Annotated in this window: 20 protein-coding genes; 10 read left to right on the top strand and 10 right to left on the bottom strand. The window is 73.5% G+C overall.

The genetic code is table 11. The annotated features are described in order from the left end of the window. The first annotated feature begins 118 nt into the window (after window positions 1-118). Entirely contained in the window at window positions 119-1,381 is a 1,263-nt protein-coding gene (locus AVL62_RS01540; protein ID WP_083518582.1) for a DNA recombination protein RmuC, read from the top strand. Here the strand turns inward: AVL62_RS01540 and AVL62_RS01545 are convergent. The 5 genes from AVL62_RS01545 to AVL62_RS01565 form a co-directional block, all read right to left on the bottom strand. Next, window positions 1,372-2,139 carry an amino acid ABC transporter ATP-binding protein gene (locus AVL62_RS01545; protein ID WP_058889916.1) on the bottom strand — a complete coding sequence of 256 codons (768 nt, stop codon included), beginning with the start codon at window positions 2,137-2,139 and terminating at the stop codon, window positions 1,372-1,374. The genes AVL62_RS01540 and AVL62_RS01545 overlap by 10 nt on opposite strands. After that, on the bottom strand, window positions 2,136-2,837 hold the full coding sequence (locus AVL62_RS01550; RefSeq protein ID WP_058889917.1) for an amino acid ABC transporter permease: 702 nt from the start codon (window positions 2,835-2,837) through the stop codon (window positions 2,136-2,138). Before AVL62_RS01550 ends, AVL62_RS01545 begins: the two co-directional genes overlap by 4 nt. Before the next feature lie 9 nt (window positions 2,838-2,846). Further along, window positions 2,847-3,665, bottom strand: a complete 819-nt coding sequence (locus AVL62_RS01555) for a transporter substrate-binding domain-containing protein (protein ID WP_058889918.1) — start codon at window positions 3,663-3,665, stop codon at window positions 2,847-2,849. 251 nt (window positions 3,666-3,916) lie between these two features. Continuing rightward, complete coding sequence (locus tag AVL62_RS01560) at window positions 3,917-4,960, bottom strand: 4-hydroxy-3-methylbut-2-enyl diphosphate reductase (RefSeq protein ID WP_419177477.1); 1,044 nt, start codon at window positions 4,958-4,960, stop codon at window positions 3,917-3,919. 84 nt (window positions 4,961-5,044) lie between these two features. Next, window positions 5,045-5,887 carry an alpha/beta fold hydrolase gene (locus tag AVL62_RS01565; RefSeq protein ID WP_083518589.1) on the bottom strand — a complete coding sequence of 281 codons (843 nt, stop codon included), beginning with the start codon at window positions 5,885-5,887 and terminating at the stop codon, window positions 5,045-5,047. Window positions 5,888-5,898: 11 nt separating this feature from the next. On the opposite strand from AVL62_RS01565, the gene xseA reads away from it, so the two are divergent. After that, window positions 5,899-7,134, top strand: a complete 1,236-nt coding sequence (xseA, locus tag AVL62_RS01570; protein WP_083518583.1) for an exodeoxyribonuclease VII large subunit — start codon at window positions 5,899-5,901, stop codon at window positions 7,132-7,134. Between the two features lie 319 nt (window positions 7,135-7,453). Further along, the gene (locus AVL62_RS01575) at window positions 7,454-7,747 is read left to right on the top strand and encodes an exodeoxyribonuclease VII small subunit (RefSeq protein ID WP_058889921.1); all 294 of its coding nucleotides are present in this window, start codon (window positions 7,454-7,456) and stop codon (window positions 7,745-7,747) included. 48 nt (window positions 7,748-7,795) lie between these two features. On the opposite strand, the gene AVL62_RS01580 is transcribed toward AVL62_RS01575, so the two are convergent. Beyond that, on the bottom strand, window positions 7,796-8,398 hold the full coding sequence (locus tag AVL62_RS01580) for a DUF4245 family protein (protein ID WP_058889922.1): 603 nt from the start codon (window positions 8,396-8,398) through the stop codon (window positions 7,796-7,798). Between the two features lie 90 nt (window positions 8,399-8,488). Between AVL62_RS01580 and glpX the strand changes: the two genes are divergently transcribed. From glpX to AVL62_RS01600, 4 genes are read left to right on the top strand one after another with little or no spacing between them, the layout of a single operon-like run. Further along, the gene (gene glpX / locus AVL62_RS01585; RefSeq protein WP_058889923.1) at window positions 8,489-9,511 is read left to right on the top strand and encodes a class II fructose-bisphosphatase; all 1,023 of its coding nucleotides are present in this window, start codon (window positions 8,489-8,491) and stop codon (window positions 9,509-9,511) included. Beyond that, window positions 9,511-10,443 (top strand): carbohydrate kinase family protein, encoded by a 933-nt coding sequence (locus AVL62_RS01590; protein ID WP_058889924.1) that lies wholly within the window; start codon window positions 9,511-9,513, stop codon window positions 10,441-10,443. The genes glpX and AVL62_RS01590 overlap by 1 nt, the downstream gene beginning before the upstream one ends. 51 nt (window positions 10,444-10,494) lie before the next feature. Further along, window positions 10,495-11,031, top strand: coding sequence for a beta-class carbonic anhydrase (locus tag AVL62_RS01595; RefSeq protein ID WP_058889925.1), 537 nt, complete (start codon window positions 10,495-10,497; stop codon window positions 11,029-11,031). Between the two features lie 9 nt (window positions 11,032-11,040). Further along, on the top strand, window positions 11,041-12,051 hold the full coding sequence (locus AVL62_RS01600) for a MauE/DoxX family redox-associated membrane protein (protein WP_058889926.1): 1,011 nt from the start codon (window positions 11,041-11,043) through the stop codon (window positions 12,049-12,051). Here the strand turns inward: AVL62_RS01600 and glmM are convergent. Beyond that, window positions 12,021-13,367, bottom strand: coding sequence for a phosphoglucosamine mutase (gene glmM / locus AVL62_RS01605; protein ID WP_058889927.1), 1,347 nt, complete (start codon window positions 13,365-13,367; stop codon window positions 12,021-12,023). The genes AVL62_RS01600 and glmM overlap by 31 nt on opposite strands. 257 nt (window positions 13,368-13,624) lie before the next feature. On the opposite strand from glmM, the gene AVL62_RS01610 reads away from it, so the two are divergent. Next, the gene (locus AVL62_RS01610; RefSeq protein WP_058889928.1) at window positions 13,625-15,346 is read left to right on the top strand and encodes a S8 family peptidase; all 1,722 of its coding nucleotides are present in this window, start codon (window positions 13,625-13,627) and stop codon (window positions 15,344-15,346) included. A gap of 87 nt (window positions 15,347-15,433) precedes the next feature. Here the strand turns inward: AVL62_RS01610 and rpsI are convergent, their stop codons facing one another. Next, complete coding sequence (gene rpsI, locus AVL62_RS01615) at window positions 15,434-15,940, bottom strand: 30S ribosomal protein S9 (protein WP_058889929.1); 507 nt, start codon at window positions 15,938-15,940, stop codon at window positions 15,434-15,436. Between the two features lie 16 nt (window positions 15,941-15,956). Then, a complete protein-coding gene (gene rplM / locus AVL62_RS01620; protein ID WP_058889930.1) occupies window positions 15,957-16,400 on the bottom strand; it encodes a 50S ribosomal protein L13 in 444 nt (147 codons plus the stop codon). A gap of 198 nt (window positions 16,401-16,598) precedes the next feature. On the opposite strand from rplM, the gene AVL62_RS01625 reads away from it, so the two are divergent. Beyond that, the gene (locus AVL62_RS01625) at window positions 16,599-17,771 is read left to right on the top strand and encodes an AI-2E family transporter (protein ID WP_058889931.1); all 1,173 of its coding nucleotides are present in this window, start codon (window positions 16,599-16,601) and stop codon (window positions 17,769-17,771) included. A gap of 1 nt (window position 17,772) precedes the next feature. Continuing rightward, window positions 17,773-18,339, top strand: coding sequence for a winged helix-turn-helix domain-containing protein (locus tag AVL62_RS01630; protein WP_058889932.1), 567 nt, complete (start codon window positions 17,773-17,775; stop codon window positions 18,337-18,339). Here AVL62_RS01630 and pulA read toward each other — a convergent pair. Continuing rightward, window positions 18,314-20,977 carry a pullulanase-type alpha-1,6-glucosidase gene (pulA, locus tag AVL62_RS01635; protein WP_161937816.1) on the bottom strand — a complete coding sequence of 888 codons (2,664 nt, stop codon included), beginning with the start codon at window positions 20,975-20,977 and terminating at the stop codon, window positions 18,314-18,316. The genes AVL62_RS01630 and pulA overlap by 26 nt on opposite strands. Window positions 20,978-20,998: the final 21 nt, after the last annotated feature.

The following is a 20,998-nucleotide window of genomic DNA, read 5'->3' on the forward strand; positions in this document are numbered from 1 at the left end:
CTCCCGTTGTCAACGAGGCGGCCCGGGCCACCGCCCGCCCGGCCCCCCGGACCAGGGCCGACCGGCCCGCCGCGGGTCGGTCGGCGGGTCTGTCGGCGCCGCGTGCCACGGTGTGCGCATGAGCACCACCGTGCAGGGACTCCTCCCCCTCGTCCTGGTCCTCCTCGTCGGGCTCGCCCTCGGGTGGCTCGTCGGGTCCTCGCGCACCGGGGCGCGCCTGGCCCGCGCGGACACCGAGGTCGCCCTGGCCCACGCCGACCGGGACCGCGAGCGCTCCCGCGCCGCCGAGCTCGAGCAGGCGCTGGTCGACGCCGAGCAGGAGGGCGAGGCCGACCGGCGCACCGCCGCCGAGCTGGCGCCGTTGCGCAGCGCCCTGGAGCGGGTCGAGCGCCAGGTGCGCACCCTCGAGCGGGACCGTCTCGAGCAGTTCGGGCAGGTGGGCGAGCACCTCGACCAGGTCGTGTCGCAGACCCGGGCGCTGCAGGAGCAGACGGCTGCCCTCTCCGGCGCGCTGTCCGCGTCCGGGACCCGCGGCACCTGGGGCGAGGTGCAGCTGCGCCGAATCATGGAGCACGCGGGCATGCTGGCCCGGTGCGACTTCGACGAGCAGGTGGGGGCCGTGAGCCGGCACGACGCCCGGGTGCGGCCCGACGCGGTCGTCCGGCTGCCCGGGGACAAGGTCCTCGTGGTGGACAGCAAGGCGCCGCTGTCGGCCTTCCTGCGGGCCCAGGCGCCGGAGTGCCCTCCCGACCGGGTCGACGACCTCCTGCGCGACCACGCCGCGGCGCTGCGCGGGCACGTCGAGGCGCTCGCGGCCAAGGACTACTGGTCGGCGTTCACGACCTCGCCCGAGCTGGTCATCTGCTTCGTGCCCAGCGACGCCGTGCTCGCGGCGGCGCTACGGGCGGCGCCCGACCTCTACGACCACGCCCAGTCGCGCAAGGTGGTGCTGGCCTCCCCCGCCACGCTGCTGGCCGTGCTGCGCGCCACCGCCCTGGCCTGGCAGCAGGACGCCCTCGCCGGCAACGCCCGCGAGCTGCTCGCCCTGGGCACCGAGCTGCACCAGCGCCTGGGCACCGTGGGCCGGCACACCCGCGCGATGGGCTCCGCGCTGCGCCGCTCGGTCGAGACCTACAACCAGCTCGTCGGCACCCTGGAGGCCCGGGTCATGGTCACCTCGCGACGGATGAGCGAGCTCGGCCTGGTGGACGCGGCCCACGACCCGTTGCCCGTCGTCGAGGTCGCTCCCCGGCCGACGGGCACGGAGTGGCTCGCCGGCGAGCTGGAGGAGGCCACCCCGAGCCGGGAGGAGCTGCCGCCCTCCGCGTCGGACGCCGGTCACGGCGTGGCGGGCGAGCCCCCGCGCAGCCGCTACGCCTGACCGATCTCCTGCAGGAACGCCTGGCCCCGGGCGCTGCTGGGCCGCAGGAGGACGTTCTCGGGCGGCCCCTGCTCGGCGATGCCACCGTCGGCCAGGAGGACCACCCGGTCGGCCGCGTCGCGGGCGAAGCGCATCTCGTGGGTCACCACGACCATGGTCATCCCCTCGGAGGCCAGGTCCTTCATCACCGCGAGGACCTCCCCCACCAGCTCGGGGTCCAGGGCCGAGGTGGGCTCGTCGAAGAGCATCAACGCCGGGTCCATGGCGAGCGCCCGGGCGATCGCCACCCGCTGCTGCTGCCCGCCGGACAGGTTGTCCGGGTAGGCCTCCGCCTTGTGGTCCAGGCCGACCCGCTCGAGGAGAGCGTGCGCCCGGTCTCGCGCCTCCGCCGCGCCGCGGCCGAGGACCTCCCGCTGCGCGACGCAGATGTTCTCCCGCACGGTCATGTGCGGGAAGAGGTTGAACGACTGGAAGACCATCCCGATCCGCGACCGGATTCCGTTCAGGTGCTTCTCGTCGTAGCTCAGCCGCTCGCCACCGACCTCGATGCTGCCGCCGGTGATCCGCTCGAGCCCGTTGATGCAGCGCAGCAGGGTCGACTTCCCGGCACCGGAGGGACCGATGAGACAGACCACCTCGCCCCGGGCCACGTCGAGGTCGATCCCGTCCAGCACCGTGGTGGACCCGAATGCCTTGACGATGCCGCGCAGGCGCACGACGGGCTCCCCGCCCGTCGCCGTCCGGTCCTCGCTCGTCATGAGAATGCTCCTTCGCTCTTGACCTTGGCCTTGGCCTGCACCTCGGGCCGACGGTGCTTGGACAGGCGCGCCTCCAGCGTGTTCACCAGGAGGGTGAGCACCAGCACGATGGCGAGGTAGTAGATGGCCACCACCACGTAGGAGGTGAGCGGCTGGTAGGTGGACGCCGCCATGTTCTGCGAGGTGCGGAAGAGCTCGGTCATCCCGATGAAGGCGACCAAGGAGGAGTCCTTCACCGCGATGATGTACTGGTTCCCCAGCACCGGCAGGGTCGTCCGCAGCGCCAGCGGCGCCTGCACCCGCTTGAGGGTCTTCAGCCGCGACATCCCCAGCGACCGGGCCGCCTCGGTGAGCCCCTTCGGCACCGCCTGGAAACCAGAGCGGATGATCTCCGCGATGTAGGCCGAGTTGTGGAACGCCAGGGCCAGCGCGCCGGCCCAGAAGGCCGGGAGGGTGACCACGTAGGCGAGACCGAAGTAGATGATGAAGATCTGGGTGATGAGCGGGGTCCCGCGGACCAGCCCGATGTAGGCGGTCGCGAGCCACCGCAGCGGGCGCACCGCGCTCATCGCCAGCCAGGCGACGCCCGCTCCCGCCACCATGGCCAGGAGCAGGGACACCGCGGTCAGGCTGAGGGTGACCCAGGTGGCCTCCAGGAACAGCGGCGCGTACTCCACGAAGAGGGAGACGAAGTCCACGGTCCTGCCTCAGTCGTCGGACGAGCCGGCGACGTCGCCCGAGATGTCCTGGCCGAAGTAGCGCTCGCTGATCTCCGCGTAGGTGCCGTCGTCGATGATCGTCTGGAGCGCCTCGTCGAGGTCCTCCACCAGGGCGGTGTTGCCCTTCTTGACGGCGAAGGCCGGCTCCTCGGTGTAGAGGGGGTCGCCGCACTCGACGACGTCCAGCCCGGCCTCCTCGATCTGGTGCAGCCCGACCAGCCGGTCGGTCATCACCGCGTCCAGCCGACCGGTGCCGAGGTCGCGCAGCGCCACCACGTCGGAGTCGAAGGTGCGGACCTCCCCGACCCAGTCGCCGCCCTCCTCCTCGAGGTACTCCTGGTAGGTGGTGCCGGTGGCGACCCCGACCGTGGGGGCGTCCATCTCCGAGATCTCGGTGCACTCGGTGCCCGTCGGGACGAAGGCCTGGGCCCCCGAGCTGTAGTAGCCGCCGGTGAAGTCGACCGCCTCCGCCCGCTCCTCCGTGGGCGTCATGGAGGCGATGAGGACGTCGTACCGGTCGGCCTGGACGCCCCCGATGAGGGAGGCGAAGGCGGCCGTCTCGGACTGCATCTCCAGGCCCAGCTCCTCGGCGACCGCCGCGCCGATGTCGTAGTCGAACCCGGTGAGCTCGTTGCCCTCGAAGTAGCTGAACGGCTGGAACTCACCGCTCATGGCGACGACCAGGGTGCCGTCCTCGACCAGCTGGGGCTCTCCCCCGGCCTCGGACCCACCACCGTCACCACACGCGGACAGGGCGAGGGTGGCGGCGGCGAGTGCGCCCAGGAGGGTGGTGCGGGATGCGGTCATGACGACGAGCTCCTCATCGGTTCAGCGGGAGCCGCCGGTCTGCGCGCTCCCTCGGGACGCCAGGCCCTCCGTCTCCCCCGACGGGACCTGGGCACCCGACCACCATAAGCACCCCCTGCCTGCCCGACGGGCGAGGCGGCACCGGCTTGCCCAGCCACCCTCCGGCTGCTACGCACGCGCGCGTTGGGACCGCGCCGCCACCCAGGAGGCCACGGCCGGATCGTGACCCAACCGTGACGTGACCGCCCGGTTCAGCGCAGCGAGTCCTCGCGGCCGCTGGGGATCGAGCTGGGGTCGTGCTGCACCTTCTTGACCTCCTGGCCGGCGGCCTTGAGGTCGCGACGGATGTCCGTCGGCAGCGCGAAGAGGACGGACTCCTCGGCCGCGGTCACCGCCTGGACGTCCTCGAAGCCGCGGTCGGCCAGCCAGTCCAGGACGTCACGGACCAGCACCTCGGGGACGCTGGCCCCGCTGGTGACCCCCACGGTGCGGACCCCCTCCAGCCAGGCCTCGTCGATCTCGTCGGCGTAGTCGACGAGGTGGCCGTCCCGGGAGCCGTACTCCAGCGCGACCTCGACGAGCCGCTTGGAGTTGGAGGAGTTCTGCGAGCCGACGACGATCATGAGGTCGCAGTCGGTCGCCATCTGCTTGACGGCCACCTGACGGTTCTGGGTGGCGTAGCAGATGTCGTCGCTGGGCGGGTCCTGGAGGTTGGGGAACTTCTCCCGCAGCCGGCGGACCGTCTCCATGGTCTCGTCCACGCTGAGCGTGGTCTGCGAGAGCCACACCACCTTGTCCGGGTCCCGGACCTCCACCGCGTCGACGTGGTCGGGGCTCTCGACGACGGTGATGTGCTCGGGCGCCTCGCCGGCGGTGCCCTCGACCTCCTCGTGCCCCTCGTGGCCCACGAGGAGGATGTCGTAGTCGTCACCGGCGAAGCGGACCGCCTCACGGTGCACCTTGGTGACCAGCGGGCAGGTCGCGTCGATGGTGCGCAACGAGAGCCGGGCGGCCTCCTGGTGCACGGCGGGGCTGACGCCGTGCGCCGAGAAGATGACTCGCGCGCCCTCGGGCACCTCGTCGGTCTCCTCCACGAAGATCGCCCCGCGCCTCTCCAGGGTCCGCACCACGTGCTTGTTGTGCACGATCTCCTTGCGGACGTAGACCGGCGGACCGTAGAGCTCCAGGGCCTTCTCCACCGTCACGACGGCACGGTCCACCCCGGCGCAGTAGCCACGGGGCGCCGCCAGCAGCACCCGCTTGGTGGCGGCGGAGGCGTCGGCCGGCACGTCGATCGCCTCGGTCGGTCGGGTCGAGGGCGTTGCAGAAGTCACCTACTCAGTCTAGGTGCTCCCCCTGGACGCTCCCCGAACCCCGGGTCAGCCCGACGAGGCCTGCACCCACGCCCGGCGGAGCGCCTCCGCCACCTGGTCGGGGTGGGTGGCCGGGAGCAGGTGCGAGGCTCGCGGGACGGTGACGACGCGCACCTGGCGGCACGCCGCGGCATACCGGTCGACGTGCAGGCGCATCTGGTCGAACTGGCCGTTGAGCAGCGTCACCGGCACGTCGACCGACGCCAGCAGCTGCGGCCCGGCCGTGGACATCACCAGCTCCCAGGCGGCGGGCAGGGCCGCGTAGGCGGCGCCGTCGGGGAGCAGCCGGGCGTGCTCGCCCCGGGCCCCGAGCACGCGCATGACCGCGTTGACGGCCCGCGCCATCCGGTCCGGACCCACCAGCGGCAGGACCCGCGCGAAGCCGCGGTAGACCCCGGCCAGCCGGCTGCGCGGGTCGGCCGTCGCACCCAGGAGGACCAGCCCGCCGACCTGCCCGGGGTGCTGGTCGGCCCACATCATCGACAGGTACCCGCCCAGGCTGTGGCCGCACAGGACCGGTGGCGCACCGCCGGCCGCGTCCCGCGCCCGCCGCACGGCCCCGTCGATCGTCGCGAGCGCGGACTCCGCGGTGAACTCCTCCCCGACCCGGTCCCCGTGGCCGGGCAGGTCGACCGTGACGAGCTCCACGTCGGGGAGCAGGGCCCGGTAGGGCTCCCACTGCGCCGCGCTCATGCGGGTGCCGTGGACCAGCACCAGGGCGGGTCGTGACGGTGACCCGGGCTCGCTCGCGTCCATGGCGGGAGTCTGCCCCTCCCACCCGGACGCCCGCTGGGTGACCGGCCGGCGCGCGCTCGGCCGCACCTCCACGGTCAGCGTGGCGCGCGGCATACCCTGAGGCGGTGCCCCCACCCGAGCTGCCGCAGACCGCCAGGGAGACGACCGCCTCCTCCCCGTGGCCGGTGCGGACCCTGTCGATGAAGATCAGCGACTACGTCGACAAGATGTCCCCGCTCTGGGTCGAGGGGCAGATCGTGCAGCTCAACCGTCGCCCGGGCATGGCCACCGCCTTCCTGACCCTGCGCGACACCGACGTCGACATGTCGCTGTCGGTCGCCATCCCGACCGGGGCGCTCGACGCCATGCCGGCACCGGCCGAGACGGGGGCGCGGGTCGTCGTGCACGCCAAGCCCACGTTCTGGACCAAGCGAGGGAGCCTGCAGATGGAGGCGCGGCAGATGCGCCACGTCGGGGTGGGCGAGCTCCTCGCCCGGCTCGAGCACCTGCGTCAGCTGCTGCGCAGCGAGGGCGTCTTCGACGCCTCCCGGAAGCGGCCGCTGCCCTTCCTCCCCCGCCGCATCGGTCTCATCACCGGCCGCGCGACCGCCGCCGAGCGGGACGTCCTGGCCGGCGTGGCGCGCCGCTGGCCGGCGGCCGTCGTGGAGGTGCGCCAGGTGCCGGTGCAGGGCGCCGAGACGGTCACCGCGGTCACGGCCGCGCTGCGCGAGCTCGATGCCGACCCCCACGTCGAGGTCGTCGTCATCGCCCGCGGCGGAGGCTCCTTCGAGGACCTGCTCCCCTTCTCCAACGAGGCGCTGGTCCGCGCCGTCGCCGCGGCCCGCACCCCGGTGGTGTCGGCGATCGGCCACGAGAGCGACACCCCGCTGCTGGACTTCGTGGCCGACCTGCGAGCGTCGACCCCCACGCACGCCGCCGCGGCGGTGGTCCCCGACGTGGCCGACGAGCTCGCCGGGCTGCGCACCGTGACCGCCCGCAGCCGGCGCGCCCTGCTCAGCCGGCTCGCCCGCGAGCGCGAGCGGCTGCAGGACCTCATGGCCCGCCCGGTCATGGCCGACCGCGCCGCCATCGTCGCGCAGCACCGCCGCGACGTCACCGAGCTGCACGCCCGCGGCCGGACGGCCCTGACCTCCCGGCTCGAGCGCGAGCGGGACCGCAGCGACCAGCTGCTGCGCCACCTGCGGGCGGTCTCGCCGCAGCACACCCTGGAGCGGGGGTATGCCGTGGTGCGCCACGGCGACGGCACCATCGTGCGCGACCGGGAGGAGGTCGACGCCGAGGAGGTGCTGCGGGTGACGGTGGCCCGCGGGGACTTCGCGGTCCGCCCCGTCACGAGGTAGGGCAGCCCCCGCCCCGTCACGAGGTAGGGCAGCCCCCGCCCCGTCACGAGGTAGGGCAGCCCCCGCCCCCCGACCACCGGGGCCACGGCGACCCCGAGTACTGCTCGGGTCGCTCGGGCTGCACGGCCACGAACCGCACACGTCTCATCAGTCACAGCAGCCACAGGAGCCGCACGGTGCGGGGACATGCCCGTTCGCGGGGGCTATATCGCCCGCTGACGTACACATCACCGCAGCGTGGGGCTGGTGAGGCTCACGTGCTCCCTGGGACGGCCGCCGCTCGCTCCCCGCGCATCTCGCGGCGGCGTACGGTGGTCCGGTGACTTCTGACGACAGCCCGACGACCGCCGACCCCGCCCCGGTCGGCGACCTCAGCTACGAGCAGGCCCGCGACGAGCTCGTCGCCCTCGTGTCCCGTATCGAGTCCGGTCAGGTGCCGCTGGAGGAGGCCATGGGGTTGTGGGAGCGCGGCGAGGAGCTGGCCGCCCACTGCCAGGGCAAGCTCGACGCCGCCCAGGAGACGCTGGACCGGGCGACGGACCGTGGCGAGGGGGTCGGCGCCGACGGCGACACCGACAGCACCGAGACGACGCAGCCCGCCGACCAGCCGTGACGCGCACCGACGCCGCGGCCTGACCCAGGCCGCTCGAGGGCTCGGCGCCTAGTCGCGCGCCTCGACGCTGGCCAGCAGCTCGACGGCCTCCGCCTCCCCCGCGGTGCCGTGCACGACCACCGTCGTGCCGTCCGCGTCCTCGGGACCCAGCAGCCAGGCGTTCTGCGCGTTGCCCGACTCCGCCTCCCAGACCTGCCAGGGGTGCTCACCCGTGGGCCCGGTGAGGTCGGTCTCCCCGAGGCGCTCGCCCCCGGCCAGCACCGCGTCCTGCCAGGCCTGGTCCACCCCGGCGCCCTGGTGCACGGCGAGGTACTCCCCCTGCGGGGTGACGTAGGAGATGTGCCAGGTCGGCACCTGCTCCAGCGGTTCGAACCAGACGACCGTGGGGGTCCAGCCCTCACCGGGGTCCGGCACCCACACCGGCCAGTCCGCCTGGGCCACGGCGTACGAGGCCGTGCTGCCGACCTCGACCTCGCGGCCCTGCTGCTCGGAGGGGTTGTAGGTCAGCGACCACCACACGAGCACCACGGCGAGCACCAGCAGCGTGGAGTAGACCATGTTGCGCACCGTGTAGGACGCCAGCCGCTGCCGACGCCGGTCCGGTGCGGGTCCGCCGGACGGCGCGGGGGTGGTCTGCGACGAGGTGCTCACCCCTCCATGGTCGCACCCCCGGCATACCGACGGGCAGGCGAGCGCACCCGATAGGGTGACGGCAGCACCGTCTCGCCCAAGGAGGGGCCCATGGCCGACCGCTCACCGAAGACCACCGACCAGGTCCTCCCGGATCGCAACCTGGCCCTCGAGCTGGTGCGGGTCACCGAGGCCGCCGCCCTCGCCGCCGGACGCTGGGTCGGTCGGGGCGACAAGATCCTCGCCGACAACGCCGCCGTGGAGGCGATGCGCAAGGTGATCTCGCAGGTCGCCATGGACGGCGTGGTGGTCATCGGGGAGGGCGAGAAGGACGAGGCCCCCATGCTCTTCAACGGTGAGCAGGTCGGGGACGGCCACGGGCCTGCCGTCGACGTGGCCGTGGACCCCATCGACGGGACGACCCCGACCGCCAAGGGCATGGACAACTCGATCGCGGTGATGGCCGTGTCCGAGCGGGGCACGATGTACGACCCGTCGGCGGTGTTCTACATGGACAAGCTCGTCGTCGGCGCCGACGTCGCCGACCGGGTCGACATCCGGCTGCCCGTCGGGGAGAACCTGCGGCGGATCGCGCGCGCCAAGAAGAGGTATGTCGAGGACCTCACCGTCATCATGCTCGACCGTCCCCGGCACGACCGGTACACCCACGAGGTGCGCGAGGCCGGCGCCCGGCTGCGCTTCATCACCGACGGCGACGTCGCGGCCGCCATCGCCGCCGCCCGCGAGAACTCCTCGGTCGACATGCTCATCGGGATCGGGGGGACCCCGGAGGGCATCATCACCGCGTGCGCCATGAAGGCCATGGGTGGGGTCATCCAGGGCCGGCTGTGGCCCAAGGACGACGAGGAGCGGCAGAAGGCGATCGACGCCGGTCACGACCTCGACCGGGTGCTGTCGACCGACGACCTCGTCACCGGGGACAACTGCTTCTTCGTCGCGACGGGCATCACCACCGGGGAGCTCCTGGACGGGGTGAAGTACGGCTCCGGCACGGCCGTCACCCAGTCCCTGGTCATGCGCTCGCGCTCCGGCACCATCCGGGAGATCACCTCCCACCACCGGCTGGACAAGGTCGCCGCCATCGCCGACGCCCTCTCCCCGGACGCCGTCTGATGGCCGCCGTCCTCACGGTCGGCGAGGCGCTCATCGACATCGTCGTGCCCCACGACGGCGGCGAGCGCAGCGAGCACGTCGGGGGCTCGCCCGCCAACGTCGCCATCGGGCTCGCGGCGCTGGACCACGAGAGCCGGCTCACGGCATACCTCGGGGCGGACGAGCACGGCGAGCGGGTCCGCCGCCACGTGGAGCGCTACGGGGTGACCCTGACGGAAGGGTCCGAGGACGCCCCCCGCACCTCGACCGCCACGGCGCACCTCGACGCCGACGCGGTCGCCACCTACGACTTCGACCTGGCCTGGGAGCTCGGGCCTCAGGACCTCACCGGTGTAGGCCACGTCCACACGGGGTCCATCGCCGCCACCCTGGAGCCGGGCGGCTCGGCCGTCGTGGAGCTCATCGAGAGGGCCCGCCGGGAGGCCACCGTCTCCTACGACCCCAACGCGCGGCCGACGATCATGGGTGCCCCGGAGGACGCCCGGGGGCGCATCGAGGAGTGCATCGGCCGCAGCGACGTCGTCAAGGCGAGCCTGGAGGACGTCGAGTGGCTCTACGGCGAGGCCGACCAGGCCGACGTCGTCGACATCGTGCACCGCTGGGGCCAGCTGGGTCCGCACCTCGTGGTCGTCACCCGCGGCGGGGAGGGTGCCGTGGTGCACCTGTCCCGCGACGACACCACCCTGGAGCTGCCCTCGCTCACCGTGCAGGTCGTGGACACCGTGGGAGCCGGCGACTCGTTCATGTCCGGTCTGGTGAGCGGGCTCCTGGACGCCGGTCTCCTCGGCTCGCCCGAGGCCCGGGACCGCCTGGCCCACGCCGAGCTGGAGGACATCGCGCCGGCCCTGGAGCGGGCGGTCGCCTGCGCGGGCTGGACGGTGGCGCGGTCCGGCGCCGCGGCCCCGACCCGGGACGACCTCGACCTGTCCTGACCGGCGGTCGACGCCCCTGCCCCTCCCCCGGACCCACTAAACTCCAGGGCCATGGACGCCACCTCACCCGCCCGGGACGACTCCGGCACCTCCCCCTTCGCCGACCTCCTGGCGGCCAACGAGACCTTCGCCACCGAGCACGCGGCCGAGCTGGAGGGCTTCGACGGGGTCGCCCGCGCCGGGGTGGCGATCGTCACCTGCATGGACTCCCGGATCCAGCCGCTGCAGATGCTCGGGCTGACGCACGGCGACGCCAAGATCTTCCGCAACCCGGGTGGCCGGGTGACCGACGCGGCGCTCGAGGCCCTGGTCCTCGGGGTCCACCTCCTGGGCGTGCGGCGCATCCTCGTCGTCCCGCACACCCGCTGCGCCATGACGGTCAAGACGGAGAACGAGCTGCGCGAGACCATCTCCGAGCTCACCGGGATCGACGCCTGGTTCCAGCGCTTCCACGTCGTGCCCGACCAGGAGGCCGCCCTGGCCGAGGACGTCCACCGGGTCACCTCCCACCCGCTCATCCAGGGGCGAGCCGAGGTGGGGGGCTTCCGCTACGACGTCGACACAGGACGCCTGACCCAGCTGGTCTAGACCCGACCCGTGCCCCCAGCCCTGGCCCTCGCGGCCCTCCTCCTGGCCCTGGTCCTCGGACTCGCCGGCCTGGCCAAGCTGTCCGCGCCCGGCGCCACCGCCGACATGGTCCGTGCGCTGCGCCTGCCCGGCGGGCTGCGACCGGCCGTGGTCGAGCGGGTGCTGCCGTGGGTGGAGCTGGCGAGCGCCGTGCTCCTGCTCACCCCGTGGCTCGTGACGTATGCCGCTGGCGCCGGGACGGCGCTGGCGCTCTGCCTCGTCTTCACCGCCGTGGTGGCCCGCGCCCTGCGCATGCACCCGCGACCGGACTGCGCCTGCTTCGGCAGGATCGGGGACCACCGCATCACCACCCGCACCCTGGTCCGCAACCTGCTCCTGGTCGCGCTCGGCCTCGGGGCCGGGTGGACCGCGGTGGGTGGCCGGACCGCCTGGGGCCTGCTCGCCGACTTCGGGGCCTCCGACCGGTGGTGGCTGGGCCTCGCCCTCGTGACCTCGGCCACGGCCGTCCTCGCCCTGCGCCGGTCGTCAGCACCGACCGGGGGCGGCACCCCCGCCCCCGCCCACCCGGTCCGGGCCGCAGCGGACACCCGGACGGGCGACCGGCCCCGGGCGACGGCGCAGGAGGACGCCGCATGGTCCCTGCCGCTCGTGGACCGCGACCTCGACGTCGTCACCCCGCGGACCCTGGCCTTCTCCGGCCCCCAGGTCCTGGTGCTGGTCAGCTGCTGGTGCGGGCCGACCTTCGACGTCGCCGGGCGGCTGCCGGGATGGCGGCAGGAGCACCCTCGGACCGGGATCCACCTGGTGCACACGGAGCCACCCTGGTCCGAGCCGCGGGTGCGCGACCTCGCCGACGTCTGGTGGGACCCGGGCGGACGACTGCACGCGTCCTGGGGGGAGGGCGCGCGCCCCACCGGGGTCCTCCTGGGGGGCGAGGGGCTGCTCGCCGGCCCCGTCACCGGGGTGGCGGAGATCGAGAGGCTCCTGGGCTACAGCGCCAACCGGTCGCGGACCACCTGAGCCAGCCGGTCGGCGCAGGCCGCGGCCCGCTCCTGCGAGTCCGCCTCGACCATGACCCGCACGACCGGCTCGGTGCCCGACTTGCGCAGCAGCACCCGCCCCTGGTCCCCGAGCTCGGACTCGATCTCGGCCACGGCGGAGGCGACGCCCTCGTCCTGACCCACCCGGTCCTTGTCGACCTCCTTGACGTTGACGAGCACCTGCGGCATGCGCGTCATGACGCCGGCCAGCTCGTGCAGCGCGCTCCCGGAGCCGACCACCCGCTGGGCCAGGGCGAGGGCGGTGAGGACCCCGTCGCCGGTCGTGCCGTGCTCGAGCATGATGACGTGGCCGGACTGCTCCCCGCCCAGCGAGTAGCCGTGGGCGCGCATCTCCTCCAGCACGTAGCGGTCGCCGACCGCCGTCTGCACCACCCGCACCCCTTCACGCTCCATGGCCTGCAGCAGACCCAGGTTGCTCATGACCGTCGCCACCAGGGTGTCGTCGCGCAGCTCGCCGCGCTCGCGCAAGCTCAGGGCGAGGATGGCCATGATCTGGTCGCCGTCGACCTGGTCCCCGCGCGCGTCGACGGCCAGGCACCGGTCCGCGTCGCCGTCGAAGGCCACCCCCATGTCGGCGCCCCGCAGCCGCACGGCCTCCTGCAGCTGGTCGAGGTAGGTCGAGCCGGCCCCGTCGTTGATGTTGAGCCCGTTAGGGTCGGCGCCGATGACGTCCACGGTCGCACCGGCCCGGCGGAACACCTCCGGTCCGACCTCGGAGGCGGCACCGTGCGCCGCGTCGATGACGATGCGCAGACCGTCCAGCCGCCCGGGGGCGGCCTCCAGCAGGTGCTCGATGTAGAACTCGGCGCCCCGCTGGAACGGCCGGATGCGGCCGACCCCCGCCCCGGTGGGCCGCTCCCACCCGCCGCCCATCCGCTCGGAGATCCGGTCCTCGATCTCGTCGGCGAGCTTGTGGCCCCCGCTGGCGAAGAACTTCAACCCGTTGTCCGGCATGGCGTTGTGCGAGGCGGACAGCATGGCGCCCATCTCGGCGTTCATCCGCTGGGTCAGGTAGGCGATGGCCGGGGTCGGCAGCACGCCGGCGTCGAGCACGTCCACGCCGGCCGAGGCCAGCCCCGCCATGACAGCGGCGGACAGGAACTCACCGGAGGCCCGGGGGTCCCGTCCGACGACCGCGGTCGCCCGGTTGCCGCCGAAGACGCTGTGCCCCCCCAGCTCGTGGGCGACGGCCACCGACAGGTCGAGCGCCAGCTCGGCGGTGATGTCCTTGTTGGCCAGGCCGCGTACGCCGTCGGTGCCGAAGAGTCGTCCCATGGTCTGTCCTGTTCCTGTCTCGCTGCGGGTCGAAGGGCTGCAGGGCAGTATGCCGCACCGAGGTGACGGCGCGACCGCTCCCCGCCGTGCGTCGCCCTCGGTCAAGCCCGCGTCAGGACCCGGTCAAGCATCGGTCAGCAGTCGGTAGAGACTCAGTCTGCACCCACGCCCCGCCCGACCTTGACGCCGCGTCAGGGGCGCACAGTGAACCCAGCGGTCGCACCGTCGCGACCGCCCCGCCTCATGGAGGAGCAGAGATGCAGCGCACCCGCAGGACCTCACTGGCCGTCGCGGCCTCGTTGGCCGCCGCGGTCGGTCTGGCCGTGCCCTCGGTCGCGGCGCCCGACCGACCGGACGTCGTGGCCCCGTTGGTCGAGAGCACCACCGAGGCGGTGGAGGGGTCCTACATCGTCGTCCTCGACGTCGCCGCCCAGAGCAAGAGGGGGCCGAGCGAGCGGGCCTCGGAGCGGGCACAGCAGGCCGTCGCGGCGGCGACCCAGAAGAAGGTCGCCCAGGCCCGGGGCAGGGGGATCGCGGTCGGGCACACCTACACCGCCATCGGCGGCTACTCGGCGACCCTCAGCGCGACCCAGCTCGCCGACCTGCGCAGGGACCCCGACGTCGCCTGGGTGGAGGAGAACTCGGTCGTCTCGGTCTCGGCCACCCAGAGCAACCCCCCGTGGGGTCTTGACCGGATCGACCAGCGCACCCGACCGCTCAGCGGGTCCTACACCTGGAGCGCGACCGGTGCCGGGGTGCGCAGCTACGTCATCGACACCGGCATCCGGAGCACCCACGGGGACTTTTCCGGCCGGACGGCCGCCGGCTACACCGCGATCAACGACGGCCGGGGCACCACCGACTGCAACGGGCACGGCACGCACGTCGCAGGGACCGTCGGCGGCGCCACCTACGGCGTCGCCAAGGGCACCACGCTGGTGCCGGTGCGGGTGCTGGACTGCGCGGGGAACGGGACCAACGCCGGGGTCGTCGCGGGGATGGACTGGGTGGCGAACAACGCCCCCCGGCCCTCCGTCGTCAACATGAGCCTGGGGGGCCCGGCGTCCACCTCGACGGACGCGGCCGTCGACCGGCTCGTGGCCCGGGGCATCCCCGTGGTCGTGGCCGCGGGCAACGAGAACCAGAACGCCTGCAACGTCTCCCCCGCGCGGGCGCCCAGCGCCATCACGGTCGGCTCGACGACGAGCAGCGACGCCCGGTCGAGCTTCAGCAACTACGGCAGCTGCGTGGACCTCTTCGCCCCCGGCAGCTCGATCACCTCGGCGTGGTACACCTCGAACACCGCCACCAACACCATCTCAGGCACCTCGATGGCCAGCCCGCACGTGGCCGGCGCGGCGGCGCTCTACCTGCAGGGCAACCCCTCGGCGTCGCCGGCGCAGGTGGCCACGGCGCTGACCGGGGCCTCGACCACCGGCCGGCTGACCGGCCTCGGGTCGGGGTCGCCGAACCGGCTGCTCTACACCCCGACGCTGCAGTCCGGGGGCAGTACCCCGGACCCGTCCCCGGTGCCGGGCGGCGCGATCACCAACGGCGGCTTCGAGTCCGGGGCCACCGGGTGGAGCGGTGACACCGGGACGATCGGGACGACGGGGTATGCCGCGCGCAGCGGCTCGGCCAAGGCCTGGCTCGTCGGCTACGGCCAGACCCGCAGCGAGGCGATCACCCAGCAGGTGGGCGTCCCCTCGACCGGGGCCGACCTCGACCTCTGGCTGCGGGTGGTGACCCAGGAGACGACGACCTCCAGCGCCTACGACCGCATGCAGGTCCAGGTGGTCTCCGGCGGCAGCACGACGGTGCTGGGGACGTGGTCGAACCTGGACGCGTCCTCGGGCTACGTCCAGCGCAGCCTCAGTCTCGACGCCTTCGCCGGGCGGACCGTCTCGCTGCGTCTGGTCGCCGCCGAGGACTCCACCCTGGCGACGTCCTTCCTCGTCGACGACGTCAGCCTGCGCTGACACCGTCCCGGAGATGACGGACGGCCCGCCCGCAGCCATGCTGCGGGCGGGCCGTCGTCGTGCGCCGCCCGGAGGGCGAGGCGCGGGTCAGCGCTTGCTGTACTGCGGCGCCTTGCGGGCCTTCTTGAGGCCGGCCTTCTTGCGCTCGGGGACGCGGGCGTCACGGGTCAGCAGACCGGCGCGCTTGAGGGCCGGGCGGTTGAGCTCGGAGTCGACGCCGTTGAGGGAGCGGGCCACGCCGAGGCGGACCGCACCGGCCTGGCCGGAGGGGCCGCCGCCGTGCACGCGCACGAGCACGTCGTAGGCGCCGTCCAGCTCGAGCAGGGTCAGCGCCTCCGCGGCGATCTGCTGGTGCACCTTGTTCGGGAAGTACTCGGCGAGGGTGCGGCCGTTGATCCGCCACTGGCCGGTGCCCGGCACGATGCGCACGCGCGCGACAGCCTGCTTGCGGCGGCCGGTGCCGGCGCCCGGGGAGGACGCGCTGGGACGCTGGACGGCGCCCTCGGGAGCCGCGGCGGACTCGGTGGTGTACTCGGAGACGGCGTTCTCGTCGAAGTCGGCGCCGTCGGCGGTGTCGATGTCGTTGACAGTCATAGGTCCTTCGGCTTCCTTACTGGGCGACCTGGGAGATCTCGAACGGGACAGGCTGCTGGGCGGCGTGCGGGTGCGTGCCACCGGCGTAGACCTTGAGCTTGGAGAGCATCTGACGCCCCAGCGAGTTCTTCGGGAGCATGCCGCGGACAGCCTTCTCCACCGCCCGGGTCGGGTGCTTCTCGAGCAGCTGCTCGTAGGTCTCGGCCTTGAGCCCGCCCGGGTAGCCCGAGTGGCGGTAGGCCTTCTTCTGCTCCAGCTTGGAGCCGGTCAGGGCCACCTTGTCGGCGTTGATGATGATGACGAAGTCGCCCGTGTCCATGTGCGGGGCGAAAATCGTCTTGTGCTTACCGCGCAGGAGGGTCGCGGTCTGGGACGCCAACCGGCCCAGGACGACGTCCGTCGCGTCGATGACGTGCCAGGCGCGGGTGACCTCGCCGGCCTTCGGGGAGTAGGTGCGCATTCGCCTACCTTCTTCGAGAGTTGGTGATGGGCAACCGTTCAAGTCTACCCAGCGCCCACAGATCACCCAAAGGTGACGAAACCGCAGGTCACGACGGGTATGCGGGCGCATCCTCAGCCATCGACGGCAGCCCCTTGCACAACTATTGTGCACTCAGCCCTGGGTGGCGTAGCCTCAGGTGCGTCGAGAGGAGCCGTCGTGCCCGTCCTGCCCTCCCTGCGTCGCGGCCGGCCCGGGACCGCCCCGCCGACGGCGACCGCTCCCGGGCCCGCGCCGGCGCCCGTCCCCGCGTCGCCCTGGCCCCGGGCGGTGCTGGTGCTGCTCGGGATCGCGCTGGCCTTCGCGGTCCTGCTCGGCCTGAACCAGCTGCGTGACTACATCGCCCCCACCTTCCTGGCGCTCAACCTCGTGCTCGCCGCGGCTCCGCTCCAGCGCTGGCTGGTCTCCGTGGGGGTCCCCCGCGTCGTCGCCGCGGTGGTCACCGGCGGAGCGATCTTCGCCTTCCTCATCGCGTTCTTCACCGCGCTGGGGTGGTCGGCGGCCGCCATGGTGGAGGAGCTGAGCTCCCAGGAGTACCGGCAGCGCTACACCGAGCTCTACACGCAGGCCGTGACCTTCCTCGAGGGCTACGGGCTGCAGCAGGACACCTTGACCGACCAGCTGGAGTCCGTGCTGGACCCGGCACGGGTCATCGGTGCGCTCGGCGGGGTGATCGGCAACCTGGGCGGGATCCTCGGCCTGCTCACCACGACGGTCATCGTCATCTTCTTCCTCATGATCGACTCCATGAGTGCCGGGCGCAGGCTGTCGCTCGTCAGGGACCAGCATCCCAACGTCGCCCACGCGCTCGTGAGCTTTGCGCAGGGGGTCCGCCGGTACTGGGTGGTGACGACGCTGTTCGGTCTCATCGTCGCGGTGCTGGACGTCGTCGCGCTGTTCTGGCTCGGTGTCCCCCTGGCGCTGGCCTGGGGCGTCCTGGCCTTCCTCACCAACTACATCCCCAACATCGGTTTCGTCATCGGCCTCGTGCCCCCGGCCGCGGTCGCGCTGCTGGCCAACGGGCCGGTCAACGCGCTGCTCGTCGTCGTCGTCTACAGCGCGCTCAACTTCGTCATCCAGAGCCTCATCCAGCCCAAGTTCACCGGCGACGCGGTCGGCGTCACCCCGACGGTGACGTTCATCTCGCTCATCGTCTGGGCCTGGGTGCTGGGCCCGGTGGGCGCACTGCTGGCGCTGCCGGCCACCCTGCTGGTCAAGGCCGTGCTCATCGACGCCGACCCTGCGGCCCGGTGGGTCAACGCCTTCCTCGCCTCGAACCCTGACACCGCCCGGGCCGAGACGACCCGGGAGAGCTTCGAGCAGGAGACCTGAGGTGGGCGAACGCTCAGCGCTGCGCACGCTGGCCCACCCCCTGCGCAGCCGGCTGCTGGCCGAGCTGCGGGTGCACGGCCAGGGGACCGCCACCGAGCTGGCCCAGGCGCTCGACACCCACACCGGCGCCACGTCGTACCACCTGCGCAAGCTCGCCGAGGTGGGCCTGGTCGAGGACACCGGTACCGGCACCGGGCGGCGCAGGGTGTGGCGGGCGCTGGACCTCGCTCCGGCGATGGGCCAGGAGGACGAGCCGCTCGACGACGACGACGCCCAGGCCGCGGACTGGCTGGCGCTGGACTACCTCGCCCACTTCGGCGACCGGGCCCGCGGCTGGCTGCTGGAGAAGGACGACCACGACCCGGTGTGGCAGGAGACCTGCGGCCTGGAGGACCACGTCGTGCAGGTCACCGGGGAGCAGGTCACCGCGCTGCGGGCCGAGCTCCTCGAGGTGCTCGAACGCTACCGTCGCGTCGGGCAGGGCAACCCGCAGGCCCGACGCGTCGTCGTCTACACCTGCGCGCTGCCGCTGCCGCCCTCGGTCACCGGACGAGCAGCGCAGCCGTGAGCCCCGGCACGAGCACCTGCCCCTCGGCCAGCCTCCACCGGGTGCCCTTGACCGTCTCGTCGGCACCCTCGCGCTGCACCGGGGACAGCTCCCAGCGCTGACCGGCCAGGCCGGGCACCGTCACGGCGCGCTCCCCGGTCGAGGCGTTGAGCACGACCAGCACCCCCTCGTCCCCGCGCGGCGCGAGGTCCAGTGCGCGCCCGTCCACCAGCATGACCACGAGGTCAGGTGCCCCGTGCTCGGTCCCGGACACCGGGAAGGACACCGCCCTGCGGATCGCCTCGGCCGACCCGAGCCGCAGCAGCGGGTGCGCCGAGCGCAGACGCAGCAGGTCCAGGGCGCAGCCGCGGGCCACGGCCATGTCCGCCTCGGTGGGCACGAGGGAGCTGTCCGCGAGCAGGGGTGCCATGAGCTCCCACCGCGGCCCGTTGTCCGGCTTCGGCGGCAGCCCCCGGGCGAAGCCGTTGTCGCGCAGCGCCGGGTCGTAGCGGTTGAACCAGTCGCCGGAGGCGTAGCTGTTGCGGTCCAGGCTCTTGCTGCGCAGCAGCTCGGCCCCGGCGTGCCAGAAGCTGATGCCCTGCGACAGGGTGACGGTGGCGAGGGCCAGGGTGTTGCGGCGCAGCCGCTGCACCATGGGTGTGTCCGGGGGCAGCTTGAGCGTCAGGGTGTCCCAGAGGGTCTCGTTGTCGTGGGCGTCGACGTAGTTCACCACCTCCTCGGGGCTCGCGGCGTAGCCGCCGGCCGCGCCGCCGTAGTCCACCTCCTCGCCGCTCACCGGCTGACCCGTCTCCTGCGAGCGCAGGCGCAGCCCGCGCAGGCCGCCGGCCAGACCGACCTGCAGCAGATCGGTATGCCGGGGGTCGAGGCCCCCGGTCGCGAACCCCAGCCCGGACCGCGGGTCGGCGTCGTGGACGCTGCCGCCGCGCACCGCGTCACGCAGGCGGTCGTTGAAGGTCCCGATGCCGGTGCCGTCCAGCTGCCCCTGGGTTGCCTGGCGGAACCGGGCGTTGCCGGCCACCTCCCCGAAGTCCCACCCCTCGCCGTAGAGGTGCACGGCGGAGCCGTCGACACCGTCGGCCTCGGGGGTGAGGGCGTCGAGCGCGGCCCGGACCGCCTCGAGGTCCGCACGGCTGTGGTGGCCCATGAGGTCGAAGCGGAACCCGTCGACCCGGTAGTGGCGCACCCACAGCACGCACCCGTCCACCATGAGCCGGCGCGCGAGGGCGTGCTCGGTGGCGATGTTCTGGCAGCACGTCGAGGTGTGCACGTCCCCGTCCGCGTCGAGCCGGTGGTAGTAGCCGGGGACCACCCGGTCCAGCACCGAGGACCGGTGCAGGCCGGAGTCGGTGGTGTGGTTGTAGACCTGGTCCAGCACCACCCGGAGCCCGAGCTCGTGCAGCCCCGCCACCATGGTCCGGAACTGCGCGGTCCGGGCGCCGCCGTGGGCCTGCCCGGGCGAGCTGGTGTACGAGCCCTCCGGCGCGAGGACGTGCCACGGGTCGTAGCCCCAGTTGAACGCGTCGCGCAGGGCGTGGGCCCGCACCCGTCGTTGCTGCTCGCTGCTGTCCGGCGGGAGGGTCGCGAGCGCACCGGGGGCCTCGTGCGCCTGCTCGGCCGGGTCCTCCGGCACCGAGGTGAGGTCGAAGGTCGGGAGCAGGTGGACGCTGGTCAGCCCGGCCTCGGCGAGCCGGCGCAGGTGCCGGCGGCCCTCCCCCTCGGTGGCGAAGGCGAGGTAGGACCCGCGCTCCTGCGCCGGGACCGTGTCGTCGTCGCGGGAGAAGTCACGCACGTGCAGCTCGTAGATCGCCTGGTCGACCGCCCGGACGGCGGCCGGCACGGGCGCCTCGAGCCAGCGGGGCGGGGCGTGCGCCGGGTCCTCCAGGTCCACCAGCACGCTGTGGCGGGAGTCCAGCGACAGCCCGACAGACCAGGGGTCGGTGGTGCCCACCCGCCGACGCTCACCCGTGCGCGGCAGGACGTGGTCGAGCTCGAGCCGGTAGCAGCGGTCCGCCCAGGAGGGCGTGCCGGTCACCGTCCACGCACCGTCGTGCCCCCGCTGCATCGGGACCCGCATCGGCTCCCCGGCCGGGGCCCACGCCTGCTCGCGGGGCCGCTCGGGCACCCCGTCCCAGAGCAGCAGCTCGACGGCGCGGGCGGTGGGTGCCCACACCGCGACGGTGGGCACCCGCCGGCCCCGCTCCCCCGCCCAGCTGACGCCGAGCACCCGGTGCGCGGCCGCCTCGGCATACAGGTCGTCGAGGACACCGGGGATCTGCAGCGAGGTGGCCAGCACCCTGGCGCCGGTGCCGTCACGCCCGAGCAGGGCGACCTGCCCCGTCAGCAGGACCGCCGCCCGCGCCGCTGTCTCGGCGTCCGGGCGCAGCGCGTGGCAGGCCGCCAGGTGCGGCCAGCGACGCGCGAGCGCGTCCGGGAGGCCGGCCAGGGCCACGGTGAGCGGCAGCTCCTCCACGGCACCGTCGCCGCGACGGTCGATCCCTCCGTCGGGTGCCACCGCGAGGCTCCAGGTGATCTCCTGCGGACCGGCGCCCTGCGGCAGCACCGCGGCGGGGACGGCGAGCAGGTCGGCGGTCAGCCAGTGCGCGCGGGCACGGAGCAGGTCGAGGGCGTCGGGGTCCACGTGGTCCATCCTGCCCCGGAC

Source organism: Serinicoccus chungangensis (assembly GCF_001483745.1).
Classification (GTDB): domain Bacteria; phylum Actinomycetota; class Actinomycetes; order Actinomycetales; family Dermatophilaceae; genus Ornithinicoccus; species Ornithinicoccus chungangensis_A.